The organism is Avibacterium paragallinarum, assembly GCF_011765605.1.
GTDB classification, from domain to species: domain Bacteria; phylum Pseudomonadota; class Gammaproteobacteria; order Enterobacterales; family Pasteurellaceae; genus Avibacterium; species Avibacterium paragallinarum.
The window spans coordinates 1,011,739-1,032,638 of record NZ_CP050316.1 but is presented as its reverse complement, the minus strand read 5'-3'; the positions used below and the strand labels follow the sequence as shown (position 1 = coordinate 1,032,638).

Genomic DNA, 20,900 nt, shown 5'->3' with positions numbered 1-20,900 from the left:
GCCTTAAACAACGATAAAATAAAGTGCGGTCTAAATTTAACCCTTTTTTGGATTTGATTAACAATGGAAAATTATCCTCTTTTATCACTGATTAATTCACCAGACGATTTACGTCTTTTAAATAAAGATCAGCTCCCTCAGTTGTGTAAGGAATTACGCGGATATTTATTGGAAAGTGTTAGTCAAAGCAGTGGACATTTGGCATCTGGGCTTGGCACGGTGGAGCTAACAGTAGCATTGCATTATGTGTTTAAAACCCCTTTTGACCAACTTATTTGGGACGTGGGGCATCAAGCCTATCCGCACAAAATTCTCACAGGTCGCCGCGAAAGAATGTCCACCATTCGGCAAAAAAATGGGCTTCACCCTTTCCCTTGGCGTGATGAAAGCGAATTTGATGTGCTGAGCGTGGGGCATTCTTCCACCTCTATTAGTGCAGGATTGGGGATTGCGGTAGCCGCACAAAAAGAAAACGCAGGGCGTAAAACCATTTGTGTGATTGGCGATGGGGCGATTACCGCAGGAATGGCGTTTGAGGCCTTAAATCACGCTGGATCATTACATACAGATATGCTTGTTATTCTCAATGATAATGAAATGTCGATTTCAGAAAATGTCGGGGCATTGAACAATTATCTTGCCCGCTTATTTTCAGGCTCGCTCTACTCTACCCTACGAGAAAGTGGAAAAAAAATCTTAGCGGGTGTGCCGCCGATCAAAGAATTTGTCAAAAAGACGGAAGAGCACGTTAAAGGCTTTGTTTCCCCGATCGGCACGATGTTTGAAGAACTGGGTTTTAATTATATTGGCCCGATTGACGGTCATAATGTGGAAGAATTAATTACCACCTTGAGCAATATGCGAACCCTAAAAGGCCCGCAATTTCTGCACATCAAAACCAAAAAAGGCAAAGGCTATGAACCCGCGGAGAAAGATCCTATCGGCTTCCACGGCGTGCCAAAATTTGACCCCTCAAGTGGCAAATTGCCGAAATCCAACACGCCAACTTACTCACAAATTTTTGGTAACTGGCTATGCGAAATGGCAGCACAAGATCCGAAATTAATCGGCATCACCCCCGCAATGCGTGAAGGCTCAGGAATGGTGGAATTTTCCAACCGTTTCCCTGAGCAATATTTTGACGTTGCCATTGCTGAACAGCACGCCGTTACCTTTGCCGCTGGGCTTGCCATTGCAGGCTTTAAACCTGTGGTTGCCATTTATTCCACTTTTTTACAGCGCGCCTACGATCAGGTAATCCACGACGTGGCAATTCAAAATCTGCCCGTGCTTTTTGCTATTGATCGGGCAGGTGTTGTAGGGGCTGACGGGCAAACGCACCAAGGGGCGTTCGATCTCAGTTTTCTGCGTTGCATTCCGAATTTGGTGATTATGACCCCAAGTGATGAAAATGAATGTCGCCAAATGCTTTACACGGGCTATCAATGTGGCAAACCTGCCGCCGTGCGTTATCCGCGTGGCAATGCTTTAGGTGTCGCCCTTGAACCTCTCGCTATGCTGCAAATCGGAAAAGGGAAAATCCTGCGAGAAGGACAACATATCGCCATTTTAAACTTTGGGACGCTGCTGCCAAATGCGAAAGCGGTGGCAGAGAAATTAAACGCTACACTGGTTGATATGCGATTTGTCAAACCGCTTGATGAAGCCTTAATTTTACAACTTGCCGAAAACCATTCTTTATTGGTTACCTTGGAAGAAAATGCCATTCAAGGCGGGGCGGGAAGTGCCGTTGCGGAAGTGTTAAATTCTCAACAAAAAAACACCGCACTTTTACAACTCGGCTTGCCTGATTTCTTTATCCCACAAGGAACACAACAAGAAATTTTGGCAGATTTAAAACTCGACGTAGAAGGCATTGAAGAGCAAATTATAAATTTTTTACAAAAAAGTGAAAAAATCTAAAATCTCGATGAACTATTTGCCGCCGCAATGGTCTTAGTAAATGCTAGTGTGTTGCAATGATAAGTGCGACAGTCTTTTTCAAAAAATTTTTCATTAAAAACCTCTCTGCCACATTTTATTAAATGTGGCATTTTTTTTATTTCCCTTTTAAGTTAAAGATAGAGAGCCAAAGAAATCTTAATAAGGTTTTAATCCAATAGAATGGCATATTATTTTTTAATCTAGATAGATATAATTTAAAGATATAACATCTCTATGAAATATGCCATTAACTTTATTAAATATTAATTTAAGGTTAAAATAGTCAAATTAATGGAATTTGTAAAACTCAATAGTTAAGGTAAAACTTTAATGTCACTATCAACAAAACAAAAACAATATTTAAAAGGATTAGCCCATCATTTAAATCCTGTTGTCATGTTAGGTGGGAATGGATTAACCGAGGGGGTGATTGCGGAAATAGACAATACACTAAATCACCATGAATTGATTAAAGTAAAAATTTCTGGTGCCGATCGTGAAACTAAGCAACTTATTATTAATGCAATCTTAAGAGAAACTCAGGCTGTTGCTATTCAAACAATTGGGCATATTCTCGTACTCTACCGACCAAGCGAAGAGCATAAGATTGTTTTGCCTAAAAAATAGCGACCCTATGAACAGCACCTAACAGGATGATTATACAACTAAATAAAAAGCTAAGCCCTGTGCAATACAGGGCTTAGTTTTTGAATTAAAGATATCTAACTTTTGAAGTATATTTCTATACGCTCTATTTTTATTTGTACTCCACACTAATAATCTCAAATTCAACCATACCCCCGGGGGTTGAAATAGTCACACTATCGTCAATCTCTTTACCAATTAATCCGCGAGCAATTGGCGAATTAACGGAAATTAGCCCCTGCTTAATATCAGCCTCATCATCCCCCACAATCTGATAGCTCACTTCTTCATCGGTATTTACATTTAATAGCACTATTGTAGCCCCAAATATCACCCTTCCATTATTGGGTATTTTCGTAACATCTATTATTTGGCTATTTGCAAGTTTTCCTTCAATTTCTTGAATTCTTCCTTCACAAAATCCTTGTTGCTCGCGTGCTGCATGATATTCCGCATTTTCTTTTAAATCGCCATGTTCACGCGCTTCAGCTATCGCTTTAATGATCTCAGGACGACGTATATTCTTTAAGAACTCAAGTTCTTCTTTTAATTGTTCCGCTCCACGTACTGTCATTGGAATCTGTTGCATAATCAATCCTTGTTCCTTTTCTAACTAAAATAAACCCACAACGAAGTCATACCTCTTCGTTATCACAAATAAAAATTCTACCCTAACCCGAGAAATAATTTTACTCAGAATTAAATCCTCTATATTATTGTTCTTCTATAAAAAAATAGCAACTAAGATGGCTTCTTATATCTAAAATAATAAGGAATTAGATGAAACTCCAACATATTTATTTATATCCAATAAAATCAACACAACCTTACGAAGTTTCTCAGGCTGTTGTTTATCCCCAAGGGCTTAATTTTGATAGAGAATTTATGCTCACTGAACTTGATGGCACATTTATTACAGCAAGAAAAGATGCCCTGCTTTATTCATTTTCGGCTTTCCCTACTCCATCTGGTCTGTATATTCAATACAAAAATTATTCCGATATTCAAGTTGAATATCAAGATTTTCAACAAATCCAGCCCTGTGAAGTATGGCATAATAATTTTCGATCTTTCGTCGCCCCTGAAGAGATTAATCAATGGTTTAGTAAAATCATTGGAAGATCAGTACAATTACGCTGGCTAGGTAAAAACTCACAGCGAACTATAAAACGCTACCCTAATCACCCCCTTTCTTTTGCAGATGGTTATCCGCTATTACTTACGACAGAGTCTTCATTCAATGTAGTTCAACAATCTTGCCCAATTTCAATTTCTGCCCTACAGTTTAGACCTAATATTATTATTGAAGGATTATCACCTTTTGAAGAACAGCAATGGGAAAAAATTCAAATTGGTAATGTTATTTTTTTACATAGTAAACCTTGTGAGCGTTGTACATTGATCACAAGAAATCTACTGGATAAATATCAAATGGAGCCTAAAATGGAGCCATTCAGAACATTGAAAAAAATGAATACAAATGAGCAAGGAATGCCTTTATTTGGAATCAACCTAATTCCACTTAGCACTGGCACCATCAGAAATGGGGATGAGGTAAAAGTTTTATCTTATCGTTAAATTAAGTGCGGTATTTTTCTCAAGTAAAATATCGCTATTTAACTAATAAATCTATCAGAACTAATTTTTTAAATATTTCTCAATCAACTCAGCCATTTGCGTAGCGGGGAAATGGTTTGCTTGCCGTAAGCAATGAACAACGCTTTGTTTGTTTTCATCGGATTGATTTTGGCTCAATTTATATTTGCCTTCAATCTGTTCAATCACAATTTTAAATCCGATAATGCCTCGACATTCTGATTGAATATAGCTCTCTGGGGCATCACTGAGTTGCCAAGGCGGGGTTGTTGTTCAAAGTGATGCGTTTGCTTGGCTAGGATCGCTCTCTTTCGCTTAAATATGGCGATTATCATTCGCCTGTTGCAAAAGCTGGCGGCTTTCTTTGAGGAATTGCTCGGAATAGTCGCCAAACCAGTCGCGAACTTGGTTAAAGGCTTGGGTAAAGCCTTGTTTATCCCCTTGTTCAAAGAATTTGAGGCTTTCTTCATAACTTTGTTTTAAGCTTTCAATCACAGCGAGATTTTCGGGTTTATCCATAATAATATCCGCATACAACGCCCCGTCTTGAGCAAATAAACGCCCAATCATCGCCAATTCTAAGCGATAAATCGGTGAAGACAACGCGAGCAATTTGGCTAAATCCACTGGTTGCTTAGATAAATGCAAACCATTGGCGAAGGTAGCAAAATGGCGTAAGGCTTGAATATAGGTCATACTTTGATCGTGTTCGCTGGCGTCCACTTGGTAGATTTTCGCTCCCCAAATGCTAATTTGATCAAGCAACCACTGATAACGTTCAGGAAAACGCCCATCACAACGCACGACCACTTGTTTTGCCATACTGGCAATATCAGGCCCAAACATTGGGTGCAAGCCCACCACTGCCCCTTTATGCACAGCTAACATTTTAGCCAGCGGAGCTTTTTTCACTGAGGTGAGATCCGTCAGCAACATTTCTTCATTGAGATAAGGGGCTAGACGTTCGATAGTTTCCACCGTATTCACAATCGGCACAGACACAATCACCACATTCGCCCCCGCTAAGATCTGCTCGGCTTTGTCCCAATCGTTTCGCCCTAAATTTTCAACGTGGTAGCCTGAAAGTTGCAAATAACGCCCAAATAGCCCGCCCAGTTTCCCGTTTCCGCCAACAATGACGATTTTTTTGATATGCGGATTGACCGTTTTAAAGCCAAACTGATTTTCACGGCTATAAGACTCTCGCATTAAACGGCGTAGCACATCTTCGATCAAATCAGGGGGAACGCCAAGATTTTCCGCCTCTTGCCGTCTGGCTTGCAACATCGCCGCTTCTCGCTCAGGTACATAAATCGGCAAACCTTGCTGATGCTTAATTTCTCCCACTTTTTTCACCAAAGCAAGCCGTTTGGCAAAGAGATGTAATAATTCGTGATCCAGCTCGTCAATTTCTGTGCGTAATGCGTTTAATGCGTCCACCTGACTGTCCTTATTTCTTTACAGTGATTTTGATTTATTGGCTAATGCGTGCGTCATTTGGCGTAAAAGTTGCTCACTTGTCGCCCAATCAATACAGGCATCGGTGATCGACACGCCATATTGCATTTCGCTCACAGGTTGCTCCGCCGATTGATTGCCCGCGTTAAGATGACTTTCTAACATTACACCAATAATCGACTGATTGCCATTCACAATTTGCTGAATGACATCTTCTGCCACAATCGGCTGGCGACGGTAGTCTTTATTTGAATTGCCGTGGCTACAATCCACCATAATCGCCGCTTCTAGCCCTGCATTTTGTAGCTCTTGCTCCGCTTGTTGCACAAATTCCGCTTGGTAATTCGGTGCTTTGCCGCCGCGTAAAATAATATGCCCGTCAGGGTTGCCTGCCGTATGCAATAAATTCACTTGCCCTTGCTGATTAATGCCGATAAAACTATGTCCCATTGCGGAGGCTTTCATTGCGTTAATCGCGGTGGCGATACTGCCGTCAGTGCCGTTTTTAAAACCCACAGCCATTGATAAGCCTGAGGCTAATTCGCGATGGGTTTGAGATTCCGTGGTTCTCGCCCCAATCGCCGACCAGCTAAATAAATCCGCCATATATTGCGGTGTAATCGGGTCAAGGGCTTCGGTTGCCAGTGGCAAGCCCATTTCTGCCAATTCTAATAATAATTGGCGGGCAATGTGCAAGCCGTGTTCCACATCAAAACTGCCGTCAATTTTTGGATCATTAATCAACCCTTTCCAACCTACGGTAGTGCGGGGCTTTTCAAAATACACCCGCATTACGATGTAGAGCTGGTCTTTCACTTCGTCCGCCAGTGCTTTTAACTTTTTCGCATAATCAATCGCTGCCAAGGGATCGTGAATGGAGCAAGGCCCAATCACCACCAACAAACGCGGATCTTTTTTATGAATGATATTGGCAATATCTCGGCGAGATTGTTCAATTTGCTGACGTAAATGAGCGGGCAGGGGTAATTTGGCTTTTAGCTCGCTTGGCGTGATTAACACTTTTTCATTCACAATATTCACATTATGGATACTATCTTTATGAGCGACATTGTTCATTTTGCTTTCCTATTTGCTTTTTTATGTTTCATTGTTTTTGTTTCATTGTTTTTGTTTCATTGCCTTTACGTCTATTAATTAGAGTGTAAATTTTTATATACAACAAATGTAAGGTATAAATTACACTTAAATTTTCCCAAGTTCAACTTCTTTTTACGCAACGGCAGAAAATTTTTGCCAAATTGGCGGAATGGTTTCAGGCAAATGGAGGGAACGCCCTAGTTCAATCCAACCGCAAGGAAAGTGAAAATCTGACCCTACCGAGCCATAAAGCCCCTGTTCCACTGCCCAACGAGCAAGCAATAACCGCTGATCTTTGGTTTGCCCACAGCCAGCTACCTCAATGGCATCGCCGCCACTTTGTGCAAAATCGGCAATCAATTTTTTAATCCATTTTGTGGTTAAGGTGTAGCGTAACGGGTGTGCTAACACCGCTTGCCCGCCCGCCTGATGAATAACCTCAATAGCAGTGGGAATATCCACCCACTCCGCTTTAACATAGGCAGATTTTCCTTGCGAGAGATACTTTTTAAAGGCTTGATTGATATTGGATACCTTGCCGATTTCCACTAAATAGCGGGCGTAATGGGCTCTGGTTACTTCCCCTTGGGTAAATTTTTTCGCCCCTTCAAAGGCATTTTCAACACCGATCTTAGCCAGTTTTTCGCCAATTTTTACCGCTCTTTCTAAGCGTTTCTCCGCTTGTTGTTGTAAAAGTGCGGTCATTTTTGGGTGCGTTTTTTCAAAATCTAATCCCACAATGTGAATGGCTCGATTTTCCCACTGGGTAGAAATCTCAACGCCATTAATCAGCCGCATTCCCAATCGATCAGCCTGAGCCTGAGCTTCGTCCAAGCCTGAAATGCTATCGTGATCCGTCAAGGCTAACACCGAAACCTGCTGTTCATAGGCACGTTGCACCACTTCACTTGGGCTTAACACCCCGTCTGAAGCGGTGCTGTGGCAATGTAAGTCATAAATTTGATTCATTCTGTTTCCTAAATAAAAAGGGTAATAATCCCGCGTTTTGCTTTTTAAGGGCACTCGATTTCAAAGGAATACCGCATTAGCTTGCTTTGCCGTACTCATTGTAGTGCCAGCGGATCAATGTTGAACCTAAACGACGATAATTTTAACGCTCAAGGCTTTCGTCTAACTGTTTTAGTTCAAATACAATGTAGCAAAGTAAGGGAATGAGCAACACCCTCTGATGTTGAAAACAAGCAACGATAAAAGTGCGGTGCGTTTTTCAAGCGTTTTTCCGCAAAAAATAGGGGCGGACGCATTCGTCCACCCGTTTTATCGCTAAGGTGATTGCGAGAACAAGGCATAATTAAATATGCTTCACTAACTCACGAATTAACGCAGGGCCGTGATAAATCAAGCCCGAATACACTTGCAGAAGCTCTGCCCCTGCGGCGATTTTTTCTTTCGCACTAGCAAGGCTATCAACGCCGCCGCTGCCGATAATCGGGATTTCGCCTTGTAACTCTTGCTGTAGTCTTGCGATGATTTGGGTGCTTTTTTGTTGCAACGGTTTTCCGCTTAGCCCGCCAATTTCTTGAGCGTGTTTAAGCCCTTGCACATTCTCCCTTGCAATGGTCGTGTTGGTGGCGATCACACCGTCAATGTTGTTACGGCGTAAAGTATCGGCGATTTGTACTAGCTCCGCCTCTGTCAAATCGGGGGCAATTTTCACCGCGATCGGCACATATTTGTTATATTGGTTCGCCAAAATCTGCTGACGAGCCTTAATGCTTCGCAACAAATCCTCCAACGCGTCGCCATATTGCAACTGGCGTAAATCAGGCGTGTTGGGCGATGAAATATTCACCGTGATGTAATCCGCATAGTTGTAGGCTTTGTTTAAGCAATAAAGATAATCCTCTTTACCGCGTTCAATGGGGGTAATTTTATTTTTCCCAATGTTGATGCCGATAACCCCGTCAAAGTGCGATTTTTTCACATTTTCAATCACATAATCAATGCCGCGATTATTAAAGCCATTACGATTAATAATCCCCTCCGCTTCAACAAGGCGGAACTGGCGGGGCTTCGGGTTGCCCTCTTGCCCTAAAGGCGTTACTGTTCCTACTTCAATAAAACCAAAGCCCATTGCTCCAAAGCCATCAATGGCTTCGGCGTTTTTATCTGCCCCCGCGGCAAGCCCAATGGGATTTTTAAATTTAATCCCCATAACGGTTTTTGCTTGGCCTTGCGGACAAAGAAAGAGGGTTTTGAAGAGTTGGTTAAAGGGCGGTTTTCCCGCTAATTTTAAGGCTTGAATGGTGAAATTGTGGGCGTTTTCCGCATCAAGGGAAAACAAGGCTTTTCTAATTAAAGGGTACATACTCATTGTCTCTCTGGCTCGTTTATCTCACTGGATAGTTAAACTGCATTGTCGTTTGATTTCAAGATAGGTGTTAGTTTGTCTTATTTTGAATCGAAACAACGGTAAAAAAGTGCGGTAAAAAATTACCGCACTTTTGTTTGCTACATTATTGAAGTGCTTTTTCGATTTTCTCGAATAGATCTCGAGATAAATTTTCCACTTCGCTTAATCGCTCTAAGGCTCGTTTCATCAAAGTTTGACGCTGTGCATCATAACGTTTAAAGCGAATCAACGGTTCAATTAATCTTGATGCCACTTGCGGATTGGTTTCGTTTAGGCGGATTAAAATATCCGTTAAGAACCGATAGCCCGAGCCGTCCGCCATATGGAACGCACGCGGATTTTGCCCCGCAAAGCTACCAATCAACGCACGCACGCGGTTTGGATTGGTAAAGTTAAAACTTGGGTGATCCATTAATTGCACCACATTATGCAAGACTTCCGCATTCGGGCGGGTGGCTTGCAAGGTGAACCATTTATCCATTACCAAGCCATCGTGTTGCCATTTTTGTTCAAAATCACTCAACAATTCCTCACAACAAGGAAGCTGTGCTTTGGTCGCAGCCGTGAGTGCGGCAAGGCAATCTGTCATATTATTGGCATTCATATAATGTTTATACACTAAATTATTGCCTAAATGGGTGTATGCCAAGTAGCTTAAACATAAATTCCGCAAGGCTCGCAACGCAATATCTTGTTGGGTTATTTGGTAACTTTCAAGCTGAATATGCTGATAAATGCGGAATAAATCCCCTTTCAAATGTTCCGCAAGGGTACGCAACATAAATTCACGCACCACGGCGATACCTTCAGGATCGATCGTTTTAAACAGCTCGGCAAATTCGGTTTCTTTCGGCAAGGTGAGAATTAAGGTGGTTAACTCAGGATCTTGTTGATAATTTTCCAGCACTTGATGAAGTGCGGTCAAAATTTCGCTCGAAAATGCCAAGCTTTGCCCTTGCTGATAATTGGATAAGTTACGACGTAACTCGTTATTAAACAGCATTTGTGCTGCGTCCCAACGAATAAAATCATTTTTCGCGAATTTAAGCAAAGTGATGAGCTGTTTTGTGCTGTAATCATAATCCAATTTCACAGGGGCTGAGAAATCGCATAACAGTGCTGGCACGGGGCGAGCATAAAGATTATGAAACTCAAAGGTTTGATGTTGTGCGGTAATATTCAGCACATCGCTCACCACTTCCCCATTATGTTGCAATGACTGCTCAACGCCGTTCTCATCATAAAGGGCAATTTTTAATGGAATATGTAAATTCACTTTTTCCATTTGATCTGCCGTCGCAGGGGTGTTTTGCGAAACCTGTAAACGGTAAATGTGATTGCGTTCATCATAGCTGTCGCTGATGGTTAATTCAGGCGTACCTGATTGGCTATACCAACGGCGGAATTGGGTTAAATCCACGCCTGTGGCTTTTTCCATTGCAAGAATAAAATCTTCACAAGTAGCCGCTTTGCCATCATTTTGAGCAATATATTCCCGCATTCCCGCTTGGAAGCCTTGTTCGCCCAATAAGGTATGCAACATTCTGATCACTTCCGCCCCTTTTTCATACACGGTTACGGTGTAGAAATTATTCATTTCAATCACTTTTTCAGGGCGGATTGGGTGCGACATTGGGCTTGCATCTTCAGCAAATTGCACGGTACGCAAAAATTTCACATTGTTAATACGATTTACGGCACGGGATCCCGTATCAGAAGAAAATTCTTGATCGCGGAATACGGTCAGCCCTTCTTTTAAGCTCAGTTGAAACCAATCGCGACAGGTTACACGGTTGCCTGTCCAGTTATGGAAATATTCGTGTGCGATCACGCTTTCAATCGCCAAATAATCTTCATCTGTGGCGGTTTGTGGGTTGGCTAGCACAAATTTTGAGTTGAAAATATTCAACCCTTTGTTTTCCATTGCACCCATATTGAAGAAATCCACCGCGACGATCATATAAATATCTAAATCATATTCTAGCCCGAAGCGTTCTTCGTCCCACTTCATTGATTTTTTCAGGCTTTGCATCGCCCAATCGGCACGATTTAAGTTGCCACGATCCACATAAAGCTCAAGCAACACTTCACGCCCGCTTTGTGTGGTAAAGGTATCTTGCAACAGATCAAAATCCCCTGCCACTAAGGCAAACAAATAGCTTGGTTTTGGGAACGGATCTTGCCATTCCACCCAATGCCGTCCGTCATCAAGATCACCACTGGCAATACGATTACCATTAGAAAGCAAATAAGGATACTGGGCTTTATTCGCAGTAATTTTCGTGGTGTAACGAGCAAGCACATCAGGGCGATCCAACATATAAGTAATTTGGCGGAAACCCTCCGCTTCGCACTGAGTACATAATGCCTCACCAGATTGATACAGCCCTTGCAATGAGGTATTTTCTGCAGGTTTTAGGTAAGTTGTAATTTCAAGCTGAAATTGATCCGCACTTACGCCCGTTAAGTCTAGCGTTAAACTTTCGCTATCTTGTTGATAATGTTTGAAATCTTCCCCGTTTAAACGAATGGCGGCGAATTGAAAACTGTGTCCGTCTAAACGCAATGTGGTGCTTTCTGGGTTCAAGCGTTGATATTGGCTTTTCGCCGTTACAATGGTCTTTTCAGGATCAAGTTGGAAATCCAAAAAAATATCCGTTACGGTGAAGTCAGGGGTTCGATAATCTTTTCTATATTTTGCTTTAGTCTGCATAATGATACCTAAATTGGACTATTTTTCTTTCCATTGTGCTGGAAAAATAGACGCTTTTAAAGATAAGAAAAACTTCGCTTAGGATATGATTTTTAGCGAAAAGTTGCAAGAAAAACCCATTTCGCCTTATGGGTTTACTGTGGGTTTAACATTCTCATTTTCCCTTAATTATTAATAGGCTTTCAAACTTGGAAAATCATCGCCGCTAAATTTATGAACGATACTACGCATAAAACTAAGCAAACGTTTGCTTGGTGTAAAAATCCTATGCTAGACTATCGCCATTTTTCACAGAAAGGAAGTATTATGCCAAATCAAAATGTTGAAATTGCCATTGTAATGGGATCAAAAAGCGACTGGGCAACAATGCAAGAAGCCGCACAAGTTTTAACCGACTTAAATGTGCCTCACCACGTTGAAATCGTTTCTGCTCACCGAACCCCTGATAAACTCTTCCACTTTGCCGAAACCGCTGAGCAAAAGGGCTACAAAGTCATTATTGCGGGAGCGGGCGGTGCGGCTCATTTACCTGGAATGATCGCAGCAAAAACCCTTGTGCCTGTGTTGGGTGTTCCCGTGAAAAGTGCCACTTTAAATGGTGTGGATAGTCTTTATTCTATCGTGCAAATGCCAAAAGGCATTCCTGTGGGAACATTAGCCATTGGTTCTGCAGGTGCGGTTAATGCGGGATTACTAGCGGCTCAAATTTTAGCACGTTTTAACCCTGAATTGGCTGAGCGTTTACACCAATTCCGCCAAAATCAAACGCAAATGGTGTTGGATAATCCTGATCCTAGATTGGAATAGCCTATTGCGATTCATTATATAAAGTGGGCATTTCCTGTTTAAAACTCAATCTAAACCAAAGGGAAATGCTTATTTTTCTTCTAACTCCATTCCCATTCTACACCCCATATCAGCCCCCGCTTCGCAGGCTTGTGCAAAATAGGCTTTGGCTTTTTGTTGATCTTTTGGTACACCAAACCCCTCTAAATAATAACCGCCCAGTGCGACTAAGGCTAATTCATTACCCTGTTCAGCTGATTTTTTCAGCCATTTTCGTGCTTGCTGATAATCTTGGGCTACGCCGTTGCCTTGATGATACATCATTGCAAGGTCGTATTGTGCGTCTGCCTCGCCTTGCTCTGCAGCGGCTTGAAACCACTTCACGGCTTGGCGATTGTCCTGTTTCCTCCCTTGCCCCTGAGCATACATCAATGCCAAATTATATTGTGCATCTGCCTCTCGTTGCTTTGCGGCTTTTTCAAACCATTTTGCCGCAAGCGCATAATCTTGAGCCACGCCCTCGCCCCGATAATAACTCAACGCCAAAAAGTATTGGGCTTTAGCTAAACCCTGTTCCGCCGCTTTTTGAGTCCATTTAAACGCTTGGAAATCATCTTGTTTTACCCCCTTACCCTCGTGATAAGCATTCGCCAAACTAAACTGGGCTTCCGCTACCCCTTGCTCAGCGGCTTTTGCATACCATTTAGCCGCTTGTTGGAAATCTTGCTTTACTCCCATTCCCTCGTTAAACATCGCAGCCAACATAAATTGTGCCCCACATTGCCTTGTTCTGCCAATGGCGGGAATAATTTCGCTGCCTTGTGCCATTCACCACGATCCGCTGCTTCAAAGGCTTGTTGCAACGGCTCACCGCCTGATAATATAGCTTGCTCAATTAAATCATCATTGAGTTGTGCAAACACAGGAGTTGCTCCCAACACAGTAAAAGACAACAACACCATAGCCAATAAATTTCTACTTAATTTCATCTCGTTTCCTAGTTAATTTTTCCAATGTCTTTCAACGCAATAATCCGCAGCCTTTTCGCCCACTTGCTCCATACTTTGCTCAAATTGCTTAATGGTCATCTCACCTTGATTTAAGCGTTGTTCCAACTGCATTTTATCAAATTCTGTTTGCATTTGTGAAAGCAAACAACCGCACCAAGTAGCTTTTGAAATATCCATCAATTTTGCAAGTTTACCTATTTTGCTTTCATCATCGCTACATTCTTGATAAATGGAATAAGTCATTTCCGCTTTCAACTCAGATCCCCAATTCCCTGCTTGCACTAAAGGGGCGAAAGCAAGGCTTAAAAGTGCGGTTGTTTTTTTCATTGTTTTTCCTCTTGGTTGAATACAAGCTAAAAAGGCTTATTTAACGCCTTTCTCATTCAGCTCTCGATATTATCACAGCCCTTTTGACTCCCTGCATCACAGGCTTCGCCAAAATAGACTTTCGCTTTAGACTGATCGCTTTCCTTTTCGCCTAGCAAGATCAAGATTTTTGGCTCTTTACTCGCCACCATTTCCTCTTCTAATTGCTCAATTTTATCTTTCATTCCTACAACATAAATTTTTAAATTCAATAACATAGCAAAAGGCTTTTTCCTAATTTTTTGCACTATCCCCCTTATATCACATCTAGGTAATATTCATACACAGCATTTACAACAGCAACTCTTAATGTTCCCATTTCTGTAAAATTCACTTTTTCTCCTAAAAAGTCTGCTACCAAATTAATTGATAGCAAAACTTTTTCATTAATATAGTCAGAGATTTTTGCAGTATTTCCAGACTCCCAGTCATCTAAATAATTAATTGGCAAATCTACAAGTGATGAAGTTTCATATAATGCTAATACCTCATCACTTCCATAATTACGTAAACAATATAACTCATAGGAAAGAAAGCGATCCAAACTGTATAATTCATCAGTACTTGTTTCCAAAATATTTCTTTTAATATCATAAGCAATTAAGTAAGCAAGATTACCAAATTGATTTGCCGTTGCATATTGCATTACGGCAAAAACAAACAACTCTTGCTGTTCTTCTACTGATAGCTTTTTTTCTCCGTTAAGACCAATAATTCTGGCTGAAACTTCTGCTTTAGAATGCCCTAAATTGTGTGCTAATTGAAAATATTTTCGAGCTAAACGATAATTCGGAGTGATTTTCCCTACTCCATCTAAATAAATCAAGCCTAAATTATAAGCTGCGGAAGGGTGCTGCTCACAAATTTGCTTAAATAATGCTATCGCCTTATCTAACTGATCACCTTTAGCTAAAGCCTTAACACCCTCATTATATATATTTTTACTGAATCATCTTGATCCGTCCAAATATTTTGAAATAATTTTTTAAACATAATTACTCCTTAAAAATTAAAGTTAGTCTGTTCATTATGATGAAAAATAGATTCTTTATTATATAAATTAAACTGCTGAGAAAAACCTATGGGATCTTCTATAAAATCTTTTACTGATTCATTTTCATAAAGTGATACACATAATGCCAATGTTCTTGCTTGACAACTAAATGATTTTTTAGGGTTAAACTCTATATCACTAAATGCCTCAAATTTACTTTCAAAAAATTTTTCTCTTAAATCCAAATTTCTATCTGAAAATAATACATTCAAATATAACCAGTCATAAAATAGACTTTTAGGTTCTAAAGGATAATTTTTTTGATTAAATGTAAATTTAATTAAATTTCCACTTTTTCTTAAGCGTTCATCTTTCTTAGCCTCTCTTGGCATAATTGTTAATAAATCACGAAAAGGTCCTCCTTTTTCAAAAACTTTACTGCTTTGAAATAGGTTTTCTACAGGATACCCCTTAATATTTTTTAAAAAAAATGCACTAAGTTGTATACCAATATCCTGCTCTGATTTACTTGATGCTTCTAAAATATGAGAAAACCCTTGTTTTCTCGCTTCATTATGCAAACTATTTATTGAGCGTTTTCTTACCTCTCTACTCATTCCCATATGCCAATCAAATGATATTTCACGTTCTATTACACCAATATCATTCCTATTTGGAATAAAAATAGGACGAATTGATTTCCCAATACTTTTATTTTTCATTAATATTTACCCTAAAATAAAATAATACATATTATGATAATTAAAATAATCACACATATCCCTTCAAAACTATCTCCACTTGAATAACTTGATTTGCTATGATTATTTTTTAAACTATCATTTCTACTGGTTTCTCTTGAATAACCTAGCTTACTATAATTAGATCTATTAGCTTTCAAACTATTATCGGTCGTTATTAGCTCCTTTTCCACTTCTTGTGATAGTCTTTCTTTAAACTTGGTTAGTCTATCTGATCTCGCTGTCTGTATTGTTGAACCAATGCCATCACTAACTGAGTTAGTATTAGTAGTTAATAAACTTTTAACTTTAATAGGTTTAGGAGGGTCCGTAATAAGTAAATTTTTATCCTGTTCCAAAGAATTTCCTAAAAGTTCTTTATTTTTAAGTGTGTCTTTTAATTCAATATTCCCATCTAATAATACTGATTCAATAGAAGATAGATATTCCAAAATTTCTTGATAACTTAAAGGTATATTTTGATCTTCTATAATGTATTTGATGTATTCAGGTTCAATAATATCTAAACATTGTACCTCAGCCTGATCTGATGTTGTTTCACAATTTTCTAACTCCATATTCCAGCTACGATGAATATCCTGTGGTTCTCTACCTGATTTTTGATAAGTTATAACATCAGAAAATAGATTTTCCAAGGCTTGCTCCGTTGAAAAGAGCGTTCTTTCCATACTTCGATAGCTCGCTGTAGCAGCATTATGTGGATAAAAAAGACAATTCTTTTTATATAAAATCGCAGGATCAATTAATAACAAGCAAAGATCAACCCCTTGCTTTCTCTTCATATCAAACATCCATTTATTTGGTTTACTAATAGATAAACAAATTGCATTTTTATTTTGATCATAACGAAATGAATCCGTAAAAATAGCAGTATGATCTAATAAATTTCTCGGTTTCAACCCTATACGTTTAATTTCTTTTAAATTTTTTCGAGGAGTAAAATGACATAACCAGCGAATATTTCTTTGTTTAATAATTTCGCTGATTAACAACTGTTGTGGATCTAATATATCTAAATGGTAAAAAAAATTTTTTGCCATATATCTAACCTTATTTATAATAGAAATTGTTATATATAAATTCTGACTAATCTAAATAAGATAATAGGGTAATAGGATAAGAAAAATCCTATTACACATTATTATTCCTTATTTTAATAACTAACTTAAACAGGTTAACTAAGGCTCTTTCTTTGAATCAATGCCTGATACAGAAAACAAAATAAAAAGTAGAACTAAATTAATTAGTGGGACTAATATAATCAATACCCATTTTTTTGATAAGAAAAGATCATTCAATCTTCTAATAGAAAAAGAAAAAAATATATAACTGAATAATAAAAAATAGAAAAAAGAGAAAAAAGTTAGACTTCCTAATATTAAAATACCTAATAAATCATAGCCATATAGCATTTCCCCTAACCGTTCTATAAAAAAGAGAAAACTTATAAATAAAAAAATTGCAATAAAAAGGCAAGGTGTAAAATAAAGGAAATATTTTCCTCTTCCCACTTTTCCATCAAAACTAAAAAGTTGTTCATAAATATTTTCAAATCCTTTATTTGTTAATAATTGTTTAAACATTGTGCTTCCTTATTATTTAGAGAATAGAGAACATAAAAAATTTTCCTTTCGGCAAAGGGTTTTGTTCTCTCTGTAAAGAGAGAACAACAGGGAGTATACTCCCTTGAAATTGTTGAATATTTAACCTAATTTTAAGGGTGGGGAAATGCTAAAAATGGTAATAACAATATCGGTGGGGTAGCCTGTCATTTTAATCGCCTTATAATAAAAAAGTGTTAGAGAGAAGCGATAAAAAATACAAACTATCGAAGGTTAAAATGCCCCCTTCGAGGCAAATGATTATGTCTTGCTAAGGTGGAAAGCTGTTCTCTTTTTACCCTTCAGTTAGGTGCGGAGGGATAAAATGTGAGTGCCTCAATAACGCTGAAACTCACTTTCTCCCCAACGCTGAAATAGTTCTCGCTCAAGCTCGATGCCAAATTGATCGCATAGGCGGTTAATGCTTTGGTTGATGATGTCATCAATGCTTTCAGGGCGATGGTAAAAGGCGGGCATTAAGGGCATTATGGTTGCCCCAATTTCAGCCGCTTGCGTCATTAAACGTAAATGCCCTAAATGTAACGGGGTTTCTCGCACGCAAAGGAAAAGCGGTTTGCGTTCTTTTAAGCACACATCAGCGGCACGGGTAATTAAATCATCGGTATAACTGTGCGCAATCCCCGATAAAGTTTTGATTGAACAAGGTAAAATCACCATTCCTAAAGTGCGGTATGATCCTGAAGAAATTGCCGCACCAATATCCCGCACGTCGTAGGTTTTATCCGCAAGGGCTTTCACCGCTTGAATGCTATAATCCGTTTCTGCCGTGAGGGTTTGTTTGGCAGCATTGCTGATAATCAGGTGGGTTTCGATATTGGTTTGGGATCGCAAAACTTCAAGCAGGCGTACCGCATAAATCGCCCCAGAAGCCCCTGTGATCCCAATAATTAAACGTTGTTTTGTCATTAGCTCTCGTTGTGCATTTCAAGATTGGTTGCGTCTTTTTCACGCTTTTTCTTTGCACTATCATTGCGTAAATCCGCAATTTGGTCAAGATATTCGGCGGTAATATCGCCTGTAATATATTCGCCTGTAAACACAGAACAATCAAAGCCTTTAATTGCTGGATTCTCTTGTTGTACGGATTGAGTAAGAGCATCTAAATCTTGGAAAATCAATTTGTCCACGCCGATGAGCTTCGCGATCTCGTCCACATCCCGTCCATAGGCGATCAGCTCGTGTTTGGTTGGCATATCAATGCCGTACACATTGGGATAGCGAATTTCTGGGGCGGCTGAAGCAAAATAAATTTTCTTCGCTCCCGCAGCTCGTGCCATATCTACAATTTGTTGCGAGGTTGTGCCACGCACAATAGAATCGTCCACTAACAGCACATTTTTCCCTTTAAACTCAGAAGAAATGGTGTTGAGTTTACGGCGTACCGCACTGGCACGTTGAGTTTGCCCTGGCATAATAAAAGTGCGTCCTACATAACGATTTTTTACAAAGCCTTGACGATAAGGTTTGTTTAAAATATGGGCAATGCGTAAGGCAATATCGTTGGAAGTTTCAGGAATGGGGATCACTACATCAATATCTAAATCTTGCCATTCACGGGCGATTTTTTCCCCTAAACGCTCGCCCATATGTACTCTTGCCCCATAGACAGAAACGCCGTCAATGTAAGAATCTGGGCGGGCAAAATAAACATATTCAAAAATACAAGGGTTGAGCTTTGGATTGTCTGCACATTGCTGGGCGTAAAGTTTGCCGTCAAAGGTGATATACACCGCTTCGCCCGGCTGAACATCACGCACAAATTCAAAGCCCACCACATCTAACGCTACGCTTTCAGAGGCAAACATATATTCTGTTTTGCCTTTTTCCTCGCGTTTGCCTAGCACCAATGGGCGAATGCCATTCGGGTCGCGAAAAGCCACCATTCCGTGTCCGATAATCATTGCGATGCAAGCATAAGCCCCACGAATGTCATTGTTCGTAGCTTTAATGGCGTGGAAAATATCTTCGGCGGAAAGGTGTTGGGTGTAAATGTGGTCGAGGTGGTAAGCGAGAATATTAAGTAGCACTTCAGAATCTGAATTGGTATTGACGTGTCTTCTCGCCCGTTCAAATAAGGTTTTCTTCAGCTGTTCCGAATTGGTTAAATTGCCATTATGCACTAAGGTTAGGCCATAAGGCGAATTGACATAAAAGGGCTGAGCCTCTGAAACGCTTGAACTTCCCGCTGTCGGATAACGAACGTGTCCAATCCCTGCATTGCCTTGCAAACGCAACATATGCACTTGTTGGAAAACATCGCTCACCAGCCCATTGGCTTTGCGTAAGCGAAAACGATTTTCATCGTCAATGGTTACAATTCCTGCGGCATCTTGCCCGCGATGTTGCAACACAGTTAAGCCATCATAAATAGCTTGGTTTACTGGACTTTGACCGATAATACCGACAATACCACACATTTCGTGTTATCCCCTATTGAGTTAATGTTGAGTTTAATAAACTGGAATTTTCCTGAATTTTTTGGAAGAACCATTCCACAATAAAACCAAAGTGCGGGATTAATTTTGACTCTTTCCATACATCACTTTGTGCAAAACCTGTAAAGGTATCAACAAAGAATAATAAGGCAGCAACGATGAGGACACCTCGCAACAAACCGAAACAGCCACCTAATACGCGATCCGTGCCTGACAACCCTGTTTTATCCACTAATTGGCTCACAAGATAATTGACCAACGCCCCCATAATTAAGGTTGCAATAAATAAAATGGCAATCGCCGCCCCATTACGCATATAGTTGGATTCAATTTGAGTAAGGAAACTGGCGACATAAGGATAAAAATGATTTGCCACTAAAAAAGCAACCACCCAACTGGCTAAAGACATCACCTCACGCACGAAACCACGCAGTAAGCTGACAATAATAGAAAAGGCAATAATTCCGATAATAATAAAATCTATATAGTTGTTCACAGAAATCATCTCTCAACAAAAAGGAGGATATTTATGACCGCCGTATTCTAGCAAAAAACGAAAACGTTTGCGTAGCATTATTTGCAGTTTTTTATCCTGAGGGTTAAAAAGCGGCGTACTATATCACCCGCCCTCAAGGGGATCAACACACACACCATCACAGAGATTGCCAAAAATCAGCAGGTAAATGCTTCTGGGCTTTGTTTAATAATTGGGCTAAATCTTGATAAGTTGGCTGATCGACTTTAGCAAGCACACAACCCGCTTTTTCTAATTGTGAAAAAATAACTGAAAATTGCACCGCACTTTTCGCAGGCAATGGAGAGCTAGCCCGCTTGCCTAGCCAATATAATCCTTGCAAGGGTAAGCACAAGGCAAAAAGTGCGGTTAAAATGGCGGCGGCAAATGCCATTATCTCCCCATTGGCATAAATCTGTTGCCAAACTAAAGCGAACACGGCGAGAAACGGCATTAGCTTCTGTGCAAATTTTGTCGCTTTAATCACACGGTTTTCAGGGAAAATCATTCCAAGTTTGGGGATTAACGGCCAAGTGTTTAAATAAACCTGCCCTTGTTTAAGTGCGGTAAAAAAATTCATCGTT

Annotated in this window: 23 protein-coding genes; 4 read left to right on the top strand and 19 right to left on the bottom strand. The window is 40.0% G+C overall.

Features of this window, described 5'->3' with window-relative positions; genetic code table 11:
* The first annotated feature begins 63 nt into the window (after window positions 1-63).
* Complete coding sequence (gene dxs / locus HBL79_RS05025; protein WP_017806557.1) at window positions 64-1,923, top strand: 1-deoxy-D-xylulose-5-phosphate synthase; 1,860 nt, start codon at window positions 64-66, stop codon at window positions 1,921-1,923.
* A 351-nt stretch (window positions 1,924-2,274) separates the two neighbouring features.
* Window positions 2,275-2,571, top strand: coding sequence for a ribosome assembly RNA-binding protein YhbY (gene yhbY, locus HBL79_RS05020; protein ID WP_017806556.1), 297 nt, complete (start codon window positions 2,275-2,277; stop codon window positions 2,569-2,571).
* A 130-nt stretch (window positions 2,572-2,701) separates the two neighbouring features.
* Here the strand turns inward: yhbY and greA are convergent, their stop codons facing one another.
* Window positions 2,702-3,178, bottom strand: coding sequence for a transcription elongation factor GreA (greA, locus tag HBL79_RS05015; RefSeq protein ID WP_035684768.1), 477 nt, complete (start codon window positions 3,176-3,178; stop codon window positions 2,702-2,704).
* A gap of 191 nt (window positions 3,179-3,369) precedes the next feature.
* Between greA and HBL79_RS05010 the strand changes: the two genes are divergently transcribed.
* On the top strand, window positions 3,370-4,167 hold the full coding sequence (locus tag HBL79_RS05010; RefSeq protein WP_035684770.1) for an MOSC domain-containing protein: 798 nt from the start codon (window positions 3,370-3,372) through the stop codon (window positions 4,165-4,167).
* A gap of 60 nt (window positions 4,168-4,227) precedes the next feature.
* Here HBL79_RS05010 and HBL79_RS05005 read toward each other — a convergent pair whose 3' ends face one another.
* From HBL79_RS05005 to pepN, 6 genes are all read right to left on the bottom strand, one after another.
* Window positions 4,228-4,374: a hypothetical protein gene (locus HBL79_RS05005; RefSeq protein WP_017806553.1), complete on the bottom strand. Its 147-nt coding sequence runs from the start codon at window positions 4,372-4,374 to the stop codon at window positions 4,228-4,230.
* Window positions 4,375-4,500: 126 nt separating this feature from the next.
* Window positions 4,501-5,625 carry a bifunctional chorismate mutase/prephenate dehydrogenase gene (gene tyrA, locus HBL79_RS05000; protein ID WP_035684778.1) on the bottom strand — a complete coding sequence of 375 codons (1,125 nt, stop codon included), beginning with the start codon at window positions 5,623-5,625 and terminating at the stop codon, window positions 4,501-4,503.
* An 18-nt stretch (window positions 5,626-5,643) separates the two neighbouring features.
* Window positions 5,644-6,720 (bottom strand): 3-deoxy-7-phosphoheptulonate synthase, encoded by a 1,077-nt coding sequence (locus HBL79_RS04995; RefSeq protein WP_035684781.1) that lies wholly within the window; start codon window positions 6,718-6,720, stop codon window positions 5,644-5,646.
* Between the two features lie 153 nt (window positions 6,721-6,873).
* Window positions 6,874-7,710: an RNase RNM gene (gene rnm, locus HBL79_RS04990; protein WP_035684783.1), complete on the bottom strand. Its 837-nt coding sequence runs from the start codon at window positions 7,708-7,710 to the stop codon at window positions 6,874-6,876.
* Window positions 7,711-8,053: 343 nt separating this feature from the next.
* Window positions 8,054-9,070, bottom strand: a complete 1,017-nt coding sequence (gene pyrD / locus HBL79_RS04985; protein ID WP_017806548.1) for a quinone-dependent dihydroorotate dehydrogenase — start codon at window positions 9,068-9,070, stop codon at window positions 8,054-8,056.
* 148 nt (window positions 9,071-9,218) lie between these two features.
* Complete coding sequence (gene pepN / locus HBL79_RS04980; protein WP_046097393.1) at window positions 9,219-11,828, bottom strand: aminopeptidase N; 2,610 nt, start codon at window positions 11,826-11,828, stop codon at window positions 9,219-9,221.
* 306 nt (window positions 11,829-12,134) lie between these two features.
* On the opposite strand from pepN, the gene purE reads away from it, so the two are divergent.
* The gene (gene purE / locus HBL79_RS04975) at window positions 12,135-12,635 is read left to right on the top strand and encodes a 5-(carboxyamino)imidazole ribonucleotide mutase (RefSeq protein WP_017806546.1); all 501 of its coding nucleotides are present in this window, start codon (window positions 12,135-12,137) and stop codon (window positions 12,633-12,635) included.
* 69 nt (window positions 12,636-12,704) lie between these two features.
* Here the strand turns inward: purE and HBL79_RS04970 are convergent, their stop codons facing one another.
* From HBL79_RS04970 to yfbV, 12 genes are all read right to left on the bottom strand, one after another.
* Window positions 12,705-13,379, bottom strand: a complete 675-nt coding sequence (locus HBL79_RS04970) for a tetratricopeptide repeat protein (protein WP_021724325.1) — start codon at window positions 13,377-13,379, stop codon at window positions 12,705-12,707.
* Window positions 13,343-13,603 (bottom strand): hypothetical protein, encoded by a 261-nt coding sequence (locus HBL79_RS04965; protein ID WP_017806543.1) that lies wholly within the window; start codon window positions 13,601-13,603, stop codon window positions 13,343-13,345. Before HBL79_RS04965 ends, HBL79_RS04970 begins: the two co-directional genes overlap by 37 nt.
* 12 nt (window positions 13,604-13,615) lie before the next feature.
* Complete coding sequence (locus tag HBL79_RS04960) at window positions 13,616-13,951, bottom strand: hypothetical protein (RefSeq protein ID WP_035684788.1); 336 nt, start codon at window positions 13,949-13,951, stop codon at window positions 13,616-13,618.
* 56 nt (window positions 13,952-14,007) lie between these two features.
* Window positions 14,008-14,208, bottom strand: coding sequence for a hypothetical protein (locus HBL79_RS04955; protein WP_035684790.1), 201 nt, complete (start codon window positions 14,206-14,208; stop codon window positions 14,008-14,010).
* Window positions 14,209-14,246: 38 nt separating this feature from the next.
* Window positions 14,247-14,816, bottom strand: coding sequence for a hypothetical protein (locus HBL79_RS04950; protein WP_167316913.1), 570 nt, complete (start codon window positions 14,814-14,816; stop codon window positions 14,247-14,249).
* Between the two features lie 176 nt (window positions 14,817-14,992).
* Window positions 14,993-15,706 carry a DarT1-associated NADAR antitoxin family protein gene (locus HBL79_RS04945; protein WP_035684800.1) on the bottom strand — a complete coding sequence of 238 codons (714 nt, stop codon included), beginning with the start codon at window positions 15,704-15,706 and terminating at the stop codon, window positions 14,993-14,995.
* A gap of 11 nt (window positions 15,707-15,717) precedes the next feature.
* Entirely contained in the window at window positions 15,718-16,785 is a 1,068-nt protein-coding gene (locus HBL79_RS04940) for a DarT ssDNA thymidine ADP-ribosyltransferase family protein (RefSeq protein ID WP_052716799.1), read from the bottom strand.
* Window positions 16,786-16,923: 138 nt separating this feature from the next.
* On the bottom strand, window positions 16,924-17,328 hold the full coding sequence (locus HBL79_RS04935) for a DUF805 domain-containing protein (protein WP_035684803.1): 405 nt from the start codon (window positions 17,326-17,328) through the stop codon (window positions 16,924-16,926).
* A 354-nt stretch (window positions 17,329-17,682) separates the two neighbouring features.
* Window positions 17,683-18,273: a UbiX family flavin prenyltransferase gene (locus tag HBL79_RS04930; protein WP_035684814.1), complete on the bottom strand. Its 591-nt coding sequence runs from the start codon at window positions 18,271-18,273 to the stop codon at window positions 17,683-17,685.
* Window positions 18,273-19,784, bottom strand: coding sequence for an amidophosphoribosyltransferase (gene purF / locus HBL79_RS04925; RefSeq protein WP_035684816.1), 1,512 nt, complete (start codon window positions 19,782-19,784; stop codon window positions 18,273-18,275). Before purF ends, HBL79_RS04930 begins: the two co-directional genes overlap by 1 nt.
* A gap of 13 nt (window positions 19,785-19,797) precedes the next feature.
* Complete coding sequence (locus HBL79_RS04920) at window positions 19,798-20,307, bottom strand: CvpA family protein (RefSeq protein WP_035684818.1); 510 nt, start codon at window positions 20,305-20,307, stop codon at window positions 19,798-19,800.
* 148 nt (window positions 20,308-20,455) lie between these two features.
* On the bottom strand, window positions 20,456-20,896 hold the full coding sequence (gene yfbV, locus HBL79_RS04915; protein ID WP_035684821.1) for a terminus macrodomain insulation protein YfbV: 441 nt from the start codon (window positions 20,894-20,896) through the stop codon (window positions 20,456-20,458).
* Between the last annotated feature and the right edge of the window lie 4 nt (window positions 20,897-20,900).

Coding starts and splice junctions, on each gene's coding strand:
- yfbV (WP_035684821.1), bottom strand. CDS start 20,896: ATGAATTTTTTTACCGCACTTAAACAAGGGCAGGTTTATTTAAACACT.
- HBL79_RS04965 (WP_017806543.1), bottom strand. CDS start 13,603: ATGAAATTAAGTAGAAATTTATTGGCTATGGTGTTGTTGTCTTTTACT.
- HBL79_RS04940 (WP_052716799.1), bottom strand. CDS start 16,785: ATGGCAAAAAATTTTTTTTACCATTTAGATATATTAGATCCACAACAG.
- HBL79_RS04920 (WP_035684818.1), bottom strand. CDS start 20,307: ATGATTTCTGTGAACAACTATATAGATTTTATTATTATCGGAATTATT.
- yhbY (WP_017806556.1), top strand. CDS start 2,275: ATGTCACTATCAACAAAACAAAAACAATATTTAAAAGGATTAGCCCAT.
- purF (WP_035684816.1), bottom strand. CDS start 19,784: ATGTGTGGTATTGTCGGTATTATCGGTCAAAGTCCAGTAAACCAAGCT.
- HBL79_RS04955 (WP_035684790.1), bottom strand. CDS start 14,208: ATGTTATTGAATTTAAAAATTTATGTTGTAGGAATGAAAGATAAAATT.
- greA (WP_035684768.1), bottom strand. CDS start 3,178: ATGCAACAGATTCCAATGACAGTACGTGGAGCGGAACAATTAAAAGAA.
- HBL79_RS04935 (WP_035684803.1), bottom strand. CDS start 17,328: ATGTTTAAACAATTATTAACAAATAAAGGATTTGAAAATATTTATGAA.
- HBL79_RS04970 (WP_021724325.1), bottom strand. CDS start 13,379: ATGTTGGCTGCGATGTTTAACGAGGGAATGGGAGTAAAGCAAGATTTC.
- dxs (WP_017806557.1), top strand. CDS start 64: ATGGAAAATTATCCTCTTTTATCACTGATTAATTCACCAGACGATTTA.
- purE (WP_017806546.1), top strand. CDS start 12,135: ATGCCAAATCAAAATGTTGAAATTGCCATTGTAATGGGATCAAAAAGC.
- HBL79_RS04960 (WP_035684788.1), bottom strand. CDS start 13,951: ATGAAAAAAACAACCGCACTTTTAAGCCTTGCTTTCGCCCCTTTAGTG.
- HBL79_RS04995 (WP_035684781.1), bottom strand. CDS start 6,720: ATGAACAATGTCGCTCATAAAGATAGTATCCATAATGTGAATATTGTG.
- pyrD (WP_017806548.1), bottom strand. CDS start 9,070: ATGTACCCTTTAATTAGAAAAGCCTTGTTTTCCCTTGATGCGGAAAAC.
- rnm (WP_035684783.1), bottom strand. CDS start 7,710: ATGAATCAAATTTATGACTTACATTGCCACAGCACCGCTTCAGACGGG.
- HBL79_RS04945 (WP_035684800.1), bottom strand. CDS start 15,706: ATGAAAAATAAAAGTATTGGGAAATCAATTCGTCCTATTTTTATTCCA.
- pepN (WP_046097393.1), bottom strand. CDS start 11,828: ATGCAGACTAAAGCAAAATATAGAAAAGATTATCGAACCCCTGACTTC.
- HBL79_RS04930 (WP_035684814.1), bottom strand. CDS start 18,273: ATGACAAAACAACGTTTAATTATTGGGATCACAGGGGCTTCTGGGGCG.
- HBL79_RS05010 (WP_035684770.1), top strand. CDS start 3,370: ATGAAACTCCAACATATTTATTTATATCCAATAAAATCAACACAACCT.